11 protein-coding genes are annotated in these 12,223 nt (G+C 60.1%); all 11 read left to right on the top strand.

Annotated elements, in window-relative coordinates; all coding sequences use genetic code 11:
• Positions 1–20 precede the first annotated feature (20 nt).
• The 11 genes from FHT84_RS23620 (at position 21) to FHT84_RS23670 (ending at position 12,199) form a co-directional block, all read left to right on the top strand.
• Positions 21–869 carry an alpha/beta hydrolase gene (locus tag FHT84_RS23620; RefSeq protein WP_112342103.1) on the top strand — a complete coding sequence of 283 codons (849 nt, stop codon included), beginning with the start codon at positions 21–23 and terminating at the stop codon, positions 867–869.
• A gap of 96 nt (positions 870–965) precedes the next feature.
• Positions 966–1,496, top strand: coding sequence for a VOC family protein (locus FHT84_RS23625; protein WP_112342102.1), 531 nt, complete (start codon positions 966–968; stop codon positions 1,494–1,496).
• A 694-nt stretch (positions 1,497–2,190) separates the two neighbouring features.
• Positions 2,191–2,613, top strand: a complete 423-nt coding sequence (locus tag FHT84_RS23630) for a ParB N-terminal domain-containing protein (RefSeq protein WP_112342100.1) — start codon at positions 2,191–2,193, stop codon at positions 2,611–2,613.
• Positions 2,610–3,971, top strand: coding sequence for a Y4yA family PLP-dependent enzyme (locus FHT84_RS23635; protein WP_183764652.1), 1,362 nt, complete (start codon positions 2,610–2,612; stop codon positions 3,969–3,971). The genes FHT84_RS23630 and FHT84_RS23635 overlap by 4 nt, the downstream gene beginning before the upstream one ends.
• Before the next feature lie 11 nt (positions 3,972–3,982).
• Complete coding sequence (locus FHT84_RS23640) at positions 3,983–4,993, top strand: cysteine synthase family protein (RefSeq protein ID WP_112342098.1); 1,011 nt, start codon at positions 3,983–3,985, stop codon at positions 4,991–4,993.
• Positions 4,990–6,132 carry an NAD/NADP octopine/nopaline dehydrogenase family protein gene (locus FHT84_RS23645; protein ID WP_183764649.1) on the top strand — a complete coding sequence of 381 codons (1,143 nt, stop codon included), beginning with the start codon at positions 4,990–4,992 and terminating at the stop codon, positions 6,130–6,132. Before FHT84_RS23640 ends, FHT84_RS23645 begins: the two co-directional genes overlap by 4 nt.
• Positions 6,129–8,003, top strand: a complete 1,875-nt coding sequence (locus tag FHT84_RS23650) for an IucA/IucC family protein (protein ID WP_183764645.1) — start codon at positions 6,129–6,131, stop codon at positions 8,001–8,003. Before FHT84_RS23645 ends, FHT84_RS23650 begins: the two co-directional genes overlap by 4 nt.
• Positions 8,000–9,232, top strand: a complete 1,233-nt coding sequence (locus FHT84_RS23655; RefSeq protein WP_112342096.1) for an MFS transporter — start codon at positions 8,000–8,002, stop codon at positions 9,230–9,232. The genes FHT84_RS23650 and FHT84_RS23655 overlap by 4 nt, the downstream gene beginning before the upstream one ends.
• Positions 9,229–10,389, top strand: a complete 1,161-nt coding sequence (locus FHT84_RS23660) for an ABC transporter substrate-binding protein (RefSeq protein WP_183764642.1) — start codon at positions 9,229–9,231, stop codon at positions 10,387–10,389. The genes FHT84_RS23655 and FHT84_RS23660 overlap by 4 nt, the downstream gene beginning before the upstream one ends.
• 8 nt (positions 10,390–10,397) lie before the next feature.
• Entirely contained in the window at positions 10,398–11,453 is a 1,056-nt protein-coding gene (locus FHT84_RS23665; RefSeq protein WP_113249049.1) for an iron ABC transporter permease, read from the top strand.
• Entirely contained in the window at positions 11,447–12,199 is a 753-nt protein-coding gene (locus FHT84_RS23670; RefSeq protein ID WP_183764639.1) for an ABC transporter ATP-binding protein, read from the top strand. The genes FHT84_RS23665 and FHT84_RS23670 overlap by 7 nt, the downstream gene beginning before the upstream one ends.
• Positions 12,200–12,223 lie beyond the last annotated feature (24 nt).

The following is a 12,223-nucleotide window of genomic DNA, read 5'->3' on the forward strand; positions in this document are numbered from 1 at the left end:
ACCTCGATTGGAAAGTGATCATGATCGCAACTTTGAAGGGGTTTACCCAGCAGCTGATGCCGGTGAATGGCATCAAGATCAACGCCGTCACCGGGGGCTCAGGCCCGCCGATCCTTCTGCTTCACGGCTGGCCGGAAACGTGGTGGGAATGGCACCATGTGATGCCGCTGCTGGCCGAGCATTTCAGCGTCGTGGCCATGGATCTGCGCGGCGCGGGCTTTTCCGACTGCCCGCTTGACGGCTATGACAAGGCGACGATGGCGCGCGACGCACACGAGGTCATGGTTGCACTTGGGCATGAACACTACGCCGTGTGCGGCCATGACATTGGCGGAATGGTGGCGTTGCCGCTGGCCGCCATCTATCGGGAGGCTGTTACCCACCTGGCCGTCCTCGACGTTCCGCTTCCAGGCTGGACGCAATGGGAGGCGACGACTGCAAGGATCTGGCACTTCGGCTTTCATATGAACCGGGATCTACCCGAACGCCTGATCCATGGCCGTGAATATGACTATGTTTCGAGCTTCATGGCGGAGCGGTTCTACGATCACAGCACCTTCGATCCGGCGGACATCGAGATCTACGCGAAAGCGATGGCCCTTCCTGGCCGCACGCGCGGCGGCATGGAATGGTATCGCACTCTCGCCGCCGACCATGCGGCTGCGCTCGAGTACAAAAGGCAACCACTCGAGATACCGGTGTTAGGTCTCGGCGGGGAGCAGCGCTTCGGTGCGCATATGGTCCCGATGCTCAAGGAGTTCGCCAGCAATGTGACGGGCGGCTCGATTGCGCGGTGCAGCCACTATGTCGCGGACGAGCGGCCGGATGAAGTGGCGGCCGCTCTGCTCGATTTCCTCAAGACCAGTTGAAACTCTGCGACCACCCCGTCGTGGGCCGGATCGCGACATTGCGGGCGAGTTGCGCCCGATCGCGTTCGATCGATCAAATAAGAAAGGAAAACTGTCATGACCGCACCTGTCATTCGCGGAGTCAATCATATCGGCATCACGGTGCCTGACATCGAAGCAGCAAAATCGTTCCTGGTGGAAGCTTTCGGCGGCCAGGTGATCTATCAGTCATTCGGACCGCAGGATCCGCCGCGGCAGGGACCCGAATTCGAGCGGGCCACTGGCGCTTCCCCTGGAACGGTCGTGCGTGCGCAGGCGATGGTCAAGATCGGAAACGGACCGGACATCGAACTCTTCGAAATGCACGGCCCCGAACAAGCCCAGCCGGTTCGAGCGAGCGACTTCGGCATTACACACTTCGGTGTCTACACCGACGACATCGACGGATCGGTTGAGCGCTTTGAAAAGGCTGGAGGCACGCCCCTTACTGCGCCACGCGCTATTCCCTACGCAACCGAAAAGGGTCCTGGAAACAAGGTCTGCTACTGCCGCATGCCATGGGGCACGACTGTGGAATTCATCACCACGCCCGACCGCATGGCCTATCATGGCCAGACGGATCTGCGCAGGTGGCAGGACGATGACTGAGGCGGGCGAAAAGGCAGTCTTGAAGTCGCGGCGATGCGGACGTTGTCGGACGGTTCGACCAGTCCGCAGCCGCGACGGCTGTCGTGCCAGATCGAATGGGCCGCCGTCATCCATCCGAGTGAGCGTGACTTTCGTCAGGGCGTGTCTCATGTCGCGATGCGAGCAGCGATGTTCGTACGACGTTAGGTGCGCGTGCGCCATCGAGAGTATCGGGGCGGGCAACGAGAACGATGATGCCCGCCGCGTCATGTCTGAGTTGACGAGCCTGCATGCACGAATGCCCCCGGCCGCACGCAGCAGGCGAATGAAATGCTATCTAAGAGCGATGAGATTCGCTGCTATATTCCTTTTCATGTTTGCGCACGTGCCTGCCGCGCTTGGCGGGCAATCCGGCGGGCATGGCCCGGACGGGTCTGTCGATGTCATTGGCAAACGATTTACCAGGCAAGGCAAAGCTTCTCCGCAAGTCCGGATCGACAGAAACAGCTGTCGGGCATTCGACGGCTGTGCATGCCGATGCCGTCCTGGGGTGGATGTCTCTTGCGGTGGATCCCAGCAAAAATCGACAGGCAGAGCAATAACCCCTCGTTGACAGATTTGTCATGATCGCGTTAAGGGTGCGATATAATATGAGTTATAGAATCAAGTTTTGACACGCTCTTAGTCAAATACGAAACGAACGCTGGGTGAAACAATGAAATTCCATCTGCTGCCCCCGCATAAGTTGATTCCCACCGAGGAGACAGATGCAGGCAGGGTCGATGAAGTTCATGGCCTTATCTCCACGATCGGCCGCTGGACAGTGCCGATCATGGTGGAGAAGGACGCGCTCTTCGTGATGGACGGCCATCACCGTCTGGAAGTGGCGTTCCGGCTTGGGCTGGCCGCCGTGCCAACCTTTCTCCTCGACTACCGGAGCGTACGCGTCGAAGCCTGGCGGGCCGGTGAGACGATCACGCCAGCCGATATTTATGACATGGCCTGCAGCCGGCAAAAATTTCCGATCAAGACCACACGCCACATTTTCCTGGATGATCTGCCAGCGTGCGACGTGAAGCTCGAGGATCTTCGACAGTGGTATGAGCCCCTCGACAATTCGGAGAGGCTTGCCGGATGACGTCCCACATCGACCCGATCACGGGGCCCGAGCTGTCTCCAATTCTCTCTCCTCTTGCTGCCGACATTCTGACCTCGAGCGCGTCCCTGCACAAATGGACCGAAGAATACGGGTCTCCGCTTCACCTCGTGCTTCCGTCGGAACTCAACGCAAACGTCGAAGGCCTGCGCCGCGTTTTCGATGAACGGGGCGTCGGATACGCGATCTACTATGGTGCGAAAGTCAATAAATCCTCGGGCCTGATGCGGGCCGCACTCGAAGCAGGCGCAGGTATCGATGTGTCGAGCGTTTACGAGCTTCGTGATGCCGTAAAGCTCGGAGCTTGGGGCAGTGGCATTGTGGCGACCGGCCCTGCGAAAACCGCGCAATTTCATGACGAACTCGTGCGCATCGGGGCTCTCATCTGCGTGGATAGTCCGGAGGAACTGACCGACGTATCGAAGCGCCTGCCAACCGATGGGGTCGAGCAGCCCGTCCTTTTGCGACTGCAGCCGAAAGGCCACGAGAAAAGCCGTTTTGGCATGGCTGGCGAGACGGTGCGAGCCTGCCTGTCGCGCATCGCCGCCGATGATCGTTTCCGCTTCGACGGCATACATTTCCATCTCAGCGGATATCGCTGGCAAGATCGTGCGGTAGCGTTTGAAGAGGCTGCCAAGCTGATGGAGGAAGCACGCGCAATCGGGCTTTCTCCCAAAATGATCGATATCGGCGGCGGATTGCCGATCCAATATGTGTCTGAGGTGGCATGGGAAGAGCATCTGCTGCGCCAGCGCGCCGATGATTACCGTACGGGGAAGGTTCCGGCTTCCTTTTATCCCTATGGCGGTCCGCAATCTGCGGCGGCGTGGCTTTCCTGCTTCCTGGATGCGCAACTGTCGTCGGGCCTGACGATCGAGGACTATCTCAAGCAGCGCGAACTGACGCTCGCGATGGAGCCGGGGCGGTCCCTTGTCGACCAGGCGGCAATTTCAGCTTTCCGTATTACACGCGTGAAGGATCTCGGCGGTGGAGATGGTGTCATCTTCGTCGAAGGCAGCAGTTTCAGTGCCTGCGAGACCTGGTTTGCGTCTGAATTCATGGTGGATCCGGTCCTGCTGCGTCAGAACGACCGGGCTCGGGCGGATGAGCCATTCCGGGGCTACATAGCGGGACATAGCTGCCTCGATGAAGACGTCCTGAGCAACCGCTGGCTCGGCTTTTCCCAGATTCCGGAGGCCGGAGACCTTCTCGTCTGGGCCAATACCGGCGGCTATCAGATGGATCTCCTCGAAAACGAGTTTCATCGCCACCCGATGCCCAAGCGGTTGTGCGTAACAAAGAGCGCAGCCGGTCAACTGTCGATCTATCCCGATAACTAGGAGAGGACACCATGCTTCCTACGAATGTGACGCAATTGATCGGGCGCACCCCGGTCATGTCAATCGAGATACCGAGCCGAGATACCATCCTCGTGTTGAAGATAGAAAAGAACAATCCCGGCGGTTCCATGAAGGATCGTATGGCGCGCAGCATGGTCGTGGCCGCCTTACAGGACGGCCGGCTTGCTCCGGGAGGAACAATCGTCGAATCCTCCTCGGGAAATACCGGTATCGGCCTGGCGCTGGCGGCGGTCGAGTTCGGGTTGAATTTCATTGCCGTCGTGGACCATCATGCCGCGCCTGATAAAATCCGCATGATGCGGGCGATCGGCGCCGAAATCCGTTATGTCGAAGGGGACTTCAGGGAAGATGAAGTCGCCGTCGTCGCCCGGCAGAGACTGGCAGCGCAGCTCGGCGCGCAATTGCCAGGCGCCATGTTCATGAACCAGTCCGACAATCCTGCCAATCCTGAGGGTTATGCCGAGTATGTTGATGAACTGATGGAGCAGCTTCCCGACGGCATCGATGCATTTGTGGGATGCGTCGGCACCGGCGGGTCGATGACGGGAATTTCGCAGCGGCTGAAGCAGCGCTTGCCCACGATCCGCACGATCGCGGTGGAACCCGCGGGCTCCATCGTGTTCGGACAACCCGGACATCCTTATTATCAGTCCGGAACGGGCACGCCGGCCGGCGACGAAGTCGGCAAGGTCCTCGACTACAGCTGCATTGACGAGGGCGTACAGGTTACCGATCAGCAGGCATTCGAAACGGCCCGTTATATCGCACGCCGTAAGGCACTGCTGGTCGGAGGGTCGACAGGCGGGGCGATCTACAAGGCTCTCGAATTCATCGCTTCCGGCAAGTTGCGGGGGACCGTCGTGACGACCGTAGCCGACGGAGGGGAGAAATATCTCGGTTCGGTCTTCGACGACGAATGGATGGCAAAACGCGGCCTGTTCGACCCGTCGATTGCCGCTGAGCTCGATGCGTGGCTTTCCGGGCAGGCACGCGCGGCATGAAGGTCACGATATGCGGGGCCGGGCGAACCGGCCATCTGAATGCCGTCCTGTTCAAACAGCGCGACGGCGTGGACGTATCCGTTCTGACGTCGTCGGCCGAGCTTGCCGACAAATGGTCGGGCGGAGAACAGGTCTGGCGGGTGAATTTGCCCGAGGGCGGTGCTCTGAAGGGACGGATCGACCATGTTGGCACCGATCCGCGGACGGCACTCGCCGATGCGGATCTGGTCGTCGTGACGCAGCCTGCGCAGGCGCGTCCGGCGCTCCTGCAGCAGATCGCGCCCCATCTGCCTGACAGTAAGCGGGTCTTCGTCGGAGCCATTCCGGGATTTTGCGGGTTCGACTGGCTGGCCGAGACTGCGTTCGGCGAACGCGAGAATATCGTGATCTGGGGGATGAAGGACGTTCCCCATACCGCCTATAATCTCGTTGCGGGCAGCGAAGTGCGCATGGGTGGCGCAAAGGCGCAGCTATATGCGGCGCTTCATCGTCGCGAGGCGGCGGACGCGAAGGAAGAGTTGTCGGATCTGCTCGCCCGGCTCTATGAAGCGCCGGTCGGCATCCTCGACGACTATCTCGAGATCACGCTGACCCCAGGCAATGCATTGATGCATCCGGCTGTCCTCTACGGGCTTGTCGGTCCTGGCGCTCGATGGGAGGCGCTTCCCTTCGAAGAGCCGATCTGCTGGTGGAGCGATTGCCCGCGCACCGGCGCAGAAATGCTGGAAGCGTGCGATGCCGAAAATCAGGCGCTCAAACATGCCGCCGAAAGGCGGCTCAAGGTTGACCTGGGAAGCATAAAGCCGCTTCGTCAGGAGCTGATCGAGGCCTATGGCGACCAGATCGGCGATGACAGCACAATGTATTCCCTGCTGAGAACCAACAGCGCCTACGCAGGAATCCGCGCGCCGCTCGTTGCCAATCCGGATGGACCGGGCCTGGTGATCGATCGGGAAAGTCGCGCCTTTCATGAAGACATTGCCTTCGGTCAGGCGCTCCTCCTGGAAATAGCCAAGCGGCTGGATGTGCCGGTGCCCGCGATCGAAACGACCTACCATTGGGCGCGCGCCTATCACGGCAATCTGCCGCAACCTCCTCTGAATTTTGTTCCCGTGACGTGGGCGGAGGCAATCGGATGAATGAAACTATCGTCCCGTCCTATGCGAGAGATGCGATCGACCCGCAATTCCGCCAACAGGCAAGACATAATGCCCTGGCACGGCTGGTGCGATGCCTGCTCGCCGAGCGCATCCTCAATCCCGACGCCTTGCTTTGGTCCGAAGACGGCAAACAGGCATGGCTTCCGCTATGGTCTGCGAGAAAAGTTCTCCATTTCGAAGACCTGCGGCGGCTGCCGGCGAATACGATGCTGACCCGTGGTGCCATCGAAATCATCGATGACAGCGGCAGGCGACGGCGGCTGGAAGAACCAGCCGACCTGATTGCCGAAGTCTCATCGGACTGGTCGGTCGCACCTGCCGCGGACGGGATTGCGCGCCTGCTCGCCGACATCGACAACAGCATCGAGAACGATGCGCTGATCCGTCGTCACCGGCAGGACTGGATTGGCTCGCTCAGCCGGGAAATAGCGGCCGGTGGCGACACTGGTCTCATTGCCTACCTGCGCCATACGCGTCCCGTGCATCAGGCCGCCATGATGCTCGACCAGTGGGGATCCCTGGAGGGACATCCCTTTTACCCGACCTGGAAATCGAAGCCCGGCCTTTCGGCGCAGGAGGTCGAGGCGCTGTCGCCGGAGTTCGGCGCGCGCGTCAATCTGCGTATCGCCGCCCTGCGGCAGGATTGGGCCTATGTAGAGACGATGCCCCATGTCGACAGCTATAACGGCTGGTTCCGCCACAATTTCCCGGAGCCATGGGATGCCTGGGTCAAGGCGTTAACGGAACGGGGGCAAACGCCTGAGGACTGGCTGCCCCTGCCGATCCATGCCTGGCACCTCGATCACTTTGTCCGCCGGGAATTTGCTGACGAGATCGCTTCCGGCGTGCTTGTGATCGATGGACCGGAGATTGTCACAATCCCCTCCATGTCCTTTCGCACGATGCTGCCGGACCTGGAAGAAGCAAGGCCGTTTGTCAAACTGCCGGTTGCGATCTGGATGACGAGCGAGATGCGGACCCTGCAGGCGAAGTCCATTCACATGGGTCCGAGGCTCAGCACCTTGATGTCCGACATTCTCGCTGCCGATGAAGCCATTGGAGGCAAACTGGAGTTCTTCCGCGAGGAGCTGGGGGCTATCCTCCACCATCCCGAAACGGGCGACGAACATCCGGGCCGTTTCCTCTCCGTCGTCTATCGCGAGGCCGAGGGCATCGCGCGAAAAGACGATCTGATGCCCGTCACCGTGGCCGCGCTACTTGCCGCAAGTCCCGTCGATGGCCGGCCGCTAATCTGCGAACTGATCGCACGCATGGGCGATGATGGTCGAGCGGCCGCTGAGTTCTTCCGCATCTATGCCGGGGTCGTTCTCAGGCCGACGATCGCCATGTACCTGTCGTATGGCATCGCCTTCGAAGCTCACCAGCAGAATAGTACCGTCCTCTTCGATCCATCCGGACGCCCGCGGCGCCTGCTCATTCGCGACTTCGGCGATGGCCGCAGTTTCGCCCCGCTGTTCGAGGCGCGGGGATATTCGCTGAAGCCGTTCAGCCGACCCGGCATCCTGCCGACTACCTTCAACGATGACATCTCCCTTGTTCGCTCGTTCGTTATCGATGCCTGCTTCGTCTGCCATCTTCATGAAGTGGCGCTTTGCCTGGACGAACATTTCGGGCTCAGCGAAGCATGGGCGATCCTGAGGCAGAAGACGGAAGAAGCGTTTGACCGGGTACGACCCCGCATGCTGTCGGAAGAATTCTGGCTGGAAGAGCGGGACGCGTTTCTCGATCGCCCCTGGCCGACCCGTTCCGTCTTGCGCATGCATCTCGAGCGATATCGCGACTATCGTCTGGAGCATCAACTGCCGAACCCGCTCACGAAGACGCCATGACGGGGACTTTTGCGGTTATACGAGGCTTCGGGCCGGTCTTTGCTATTCTCTTCGGCCTGCAGTTCATCTCCATGGGAGCCATGGAGATGAGCGGTCCGTTCTGGCCACTGCGCATCGAGGAACTATCATCGTCAGGGGGAATCTTCGCGCTGGCTGGAATCGGCGTCTATGTGTGCCCGATGATCGGCGTCTCTCTGACAAGCGCGCTATGGGGAAGGATGGGTGATCGGTACGGCAACCGCCTGATGATGGTCAGAGCGCTTGTCGGGCTTGCGATCACCCAGATCCTCGTTTCCTTCGCCCAGGACGTCTGGCTGATCCTGTTCCTGCGGTTTCTGCAGGGATGTTGCGCCGGCTATATCGCGCCGGCCCAGGCCTATGGCATCCAGATTACCGGCGGCCGCAATCGCGGCGTGCTTTTGACCTGGCTTCAGGTGGCGACCAATGTGGGGTCGCTGGGTGGCGCCTTTCTCGGCGGTCTCATCCTCGACGTATCCTCCTTCACGACGATCAACCTGACGGCCGGTCTCATCTGCGGTATCTGTGCCGCCGCCGCCTATGTGATCTTGCCGCGACCCGTGGCAGAGGCGAGCAGAGCCGATCGAGCCCAAGCCCGCCAGAATCAAGCATTCACGGGGCAAGCTACCGCACCCGTCCGGGGCCTTATGGCGCTGACGGGAATGATGCTCGCCAGCCGAATGGTTTTGCAGGTGCCCTTTGCGCTGTACATGGCTGAGGTCTTTCAAGCCCCTCACTGGGTCACGGGTTTCAGCTACGGCCTTCTGGCGCTCGGGTTTGTCGTGGCGGCGCCGCTTTGGGCGCAATTTTTCAACGACCGTCCGGCAAGCTTCATCCTTGGCTGGATAGTCCTGATTGCCGGCGGATGCGCATTGCTGACCGGTCTAGCCGGCCTCACGCGCTCGGTTGAATATTTTGCCCTGATCTATCTGTTCTGGGGCGGACTGCTCGGCGGAACGACCCCCGTCCTCGTGGCCCTCATGTCTGCAGCCACGGCCGATGGACGTCAGGGTTCGGTATTGGGCGCTGCCCAGTCCTGGCAGCAGATCGCATCCGTGGCGGGGATAGCCGTCGGAACGGGCACTGCCCAGATATTCGGGCTTACAAGCGTTTACCCTCTCGTGTCGCTGCTTTATGCGGCATCCCTCCTTACTGCCCTCGGCCTGTGGCTGTCGGCACGCTCGCGCTCACCTGTTGGAGATACCCTGTGACCTGCCTTCGCCTCTACGCGTTTGCGATAATCCTGTTATTGACGCCGCTTACGGCTCTTTCTGCCCGCGCCGAAAATGGCGCGGCCGCGCAAACGACCGTGACTGTCAAGGATATCGCCGGGCGGGACGTGCAGGTTAAGGTGCCCGTCTCCCGGATGCTGCTCGGGGAGGGCAGGCAACTCTATCTGATCGCATCGCTTGACCGAGAGAATCCGCTGGAGCGCATCGTCGCGTGGCGCAACGATCTGATCGAAGCCGATCCCGCGACCTACAACCAGTATCTCGAAAAATTCCCCGAGCTTGCGAAATTGCCGACCTTCAAGGGAAATGAAGGAAGCCTGATCGATATCGAATCGGCGATCGTGAAGAAGCCCGACGTGGTTCTTCTCAACCTCGAAGCCAAACAGGCCAATGAAGACGCTCAATATATCGGGAAACTTGCATCGCTCGACATACCGGTCCTGTACATCGATTTCAGGCACTATCCGCTTCAGAATACCGATCCGACTATCCGGCTGCTCGGCAAGATCATGGGACGCGAGGCGCAGGCAGAAGAGGTGATCGCATTCCGCAGGGAGGCGATGGCTCGGGTCGAGGATGTGCTTGCCAGGGCGAAGCCGGAGCGCCCGAAGGTTTTCATCGAGCGCATCGGCGGATATACGGAAGACTGCTGCCTGTCATTCGGCGCGGAGAATTTCGGCAAATATGTCGATCTGGCCGGCGGACACAATATCGGCAGTGACTTTCTGCCCTCGACATTCGGGCAGCTGAGCCCCGAGCAGGTGGTCGTCTCCAATCCCGATCATGTGATTGTCACCAGCGCCGACTGGCAGGCTTACGTGCCCGGTGGCCGCTGGATTCCTGTCGGCCCGAATGCAGATCTGAATGCCTCGAGGAAGAAGCTGGAATGGTTCACGATGCGGGATGCTTATGCCGGGACGACGGCACAGACAAAACGCAATTTCCACGCCATCTGGCATCAATTCTACAACAGCCCCTATGAATTCATCGCCGTCCAATGGATCGCAAAATGGCTCCATCCCGATCTCTTCGCCGATCTAGACCCGGATAAGACGTTCGCCGAATATCATAGGCGCTTTCTGCCGATCGCCTATCAGCCCGGCTATGCCGTCAGCCTCGATACTCAAGCACAGTGACCGAAACCATGACAACCGTCAGCCACATCAATGCGGTCGGCCGCTATCGCCTCGCGAGCCTCAGAAAATATGTCGTGCTTTGTCTGCTGCTTGCCGCAGCGATCCTCGTGCTTCTCGCCGATATTGCCACCGGTCCGGCCTGGTATGGACTGGATGATGTGCTGAAGACCGTACTTATGCCCGCGGATGCGCAGCCCCAGATGCGCGTCGTCATCTGGTCCATCCGGATGCCGTCAGCCCTCATGGCTGTGGTCGTCGGAATGGCGCTTGCAACCGCCGGTGTCCAGATGCAGACGGTGCTCAATAATCCGCTCGCGAGCCCGTTCACGCTTGGCATTTCATCGGCAGCAAGCTTCGGCGCGGCGCTCGCTCTTGCTTTCGGCCTGTCCTTCATACCGGTCGCTGGCGACTATATCGTTGCCGTCAACGCCTTCATCATGGCGCTCGGATCCGCCCTCGTCATCCATTCCGTGGGATTGCGGCGGGGAAGCTCGGTCCAGACGATCGTCCTGCTTGGTATCGCGCTGGTGTTCAGTTTCAATACCGCATTGGCGATCGTCCAGTATTTTGCAAATGACCAGGCGGTCGCCGCTATCGTCTTCTGGACGATGGGCAGCCTGACCAAGGCAACCTGGCCAAAGCTCGCCGTAACGGTCGCCGTCCTGGTTCTCACCATTCCCATCTTTGTTTATCGGCGCTGGCAATTGACGGCTCTTCGTCTTGGAGAGGCGCGAGCGGCATCCTTCGGAATCCCGGTTCGTCGCCTTCGGCTGGAAACGCTCGTTCTGATATCGCTTCTGTCGGCCATGCCGGTGGCTTTCGTCGGAACGATCGGCTTTGTCGGACTTGTTGCGCCACATATTGCGCGGATGCTCGTCGGCGAGGATCAGCGGCATTTGCTGCCTGCCAGCGCCATGATCGGAGCCCTGATCATGTCATCAAGTTCCACAGCCGCGAAAATTCTCGTGCCGGGCGCGGTCTTGCCGATCGGGGTCATTACCGCCGTCATCGGCCTGCCGGTCTTCTTTTATCTTATCCTGAAGGGAGGCCGCGAAACGTGGTAGTCCTCAGCACTGAAGCGCTCGGAGCGGTCTACGGCGCGCGAACCGTCCTCAGCGACGTATCGTTGCCTCCATGCCACGGAGGAGAAATCATCGCGCTGATCGGATCTAATGCAGCCGGCAAATCAACGCTTCTGCGCCGTATAGCCGGCATCCTTCCGGGTGCTGGAGAATGTCGCCTGACAGGTGTTGACGATCGCGAAACAGCGATCGCCTACATGCCGCAGGATCAGGTGAGCGGAGCGGCGCTGACCGTCTTCGAAGCCGTGCTGTTGGCACGCAAGCAGACGAGTGGCTGGAAGCTTGCCGATGCAGATCTCCATGAGGTCGAGCAGGCACTCGCTGCCCTGCAAATCGCCGATCTTGGGTCCGAATATGTTTCGGAACTGAGCGGCGGTCAGCGCCAGCTCGTAGCACTTGCACAATGCGTCGTCCGCGCTCCGACCGTCCTGCTTCTCGACGAGCCGACGAGTGCCCTTGACCTCCATCGTCAGTTCGATGTCATGAGGCATGTCAGGTCGCTGGCAAAGGAAAAGGGCCTGCTCGTCATCATCGCGGTCCATGACCTGAACCTGGCGATGAAGTTCGCCGACAAGATCGCCATCCTTGCGCATGGAACGCTGCATGCATTCGGCTCCGTTGCCCAAGTGCTGACGCCCGCGAATCTCGAGACGGCATTTCGGGTGAAAAGCCGTCTCGAGAGATGTTCTCAAGGCAAGCTTCACCTGATCGTAGATGATGCAGTGTGAAGCCTGCCTTGGCTGCTGTCGGCC

The organism is Rhizobium sp. BK289 (assembly GCF_014193575.1).
Lineage (GTDB): Bacteria > Pseudomonadota > Alphaproteobacteria > Rhizobiales > Rhizobiaceae > Rhizobium > Rhizobium tropici_C.

What these genes read in the sequence shown, in the direction of transcription:
- FHT84_RS23620 (WP_112342103.1), top strand. Translation starts at nt 21, where the DNA reads ATGATCGCAACTTTGAAGGGGTTTACCCAGCAGCTGATGCCGGTGAAT.
- FHT84_RS23625 (WP_112342102.1), top strand. Translation starts at nt 966, where the DNA reads ATGACCGCACCTGTCATTCGCGGAGTCAATCATATCGGCATCACGGTG.
- FHT84_RS23630 (WP_112342100.1), top strand. Translation starts at nt 2,191, where the DNA reads ATGAAATTCCATCTGCTGCCCCCGCATAAGTTGATTCCCACCGAGGAG.
- FHT84_RS23635 (WP_183764652.1), top strand. Translation starts at nt 2,610, where the DNA reads ATGACGTCCCACATCGACCCGATCACGGGGCCCGAGCTGTCTCCAATT.
- FHT84_RS23640 (WP_112342098.1), top strand. Translation starts at nt 3,983, where the DNA reads ATGCTTCCTACGAATGTGACGCAATTGATCGGGCGCACCCCGGTCATG.
- FHT84_RS23645 (WP_183764649.1), top strand. Translation starts at nt 4,990, where the DNA reads ATGAAGGTCACGATATGCGGGGCCGGGCGAACCGGCCATCTGAATGCC.
- FHT84_RS23650 (WP_183764645.1), top strand. Translation starts at nt 6,129, where the DNA reads ATGAATGAAACTATCGTCCCGTCCTATGCGAGAGATGCGATCGACCCG.
- FHT84_RS23655 (WP_112342096.1), top strand. Translation starts at nt 8,000, where the DNA reads ATGACGGGGACTTTTGCGGTTATACGAGGCTTCGGGCCGGTCTTTGCT.
- FHT84_RS23665 (WP_113249049.1), top strand. Translation starts at nt 10,398, where the DNA reads ATGACAACCGTCAGCCACATCAATGCGGTCGGCCGCTATCGCCTCGCG.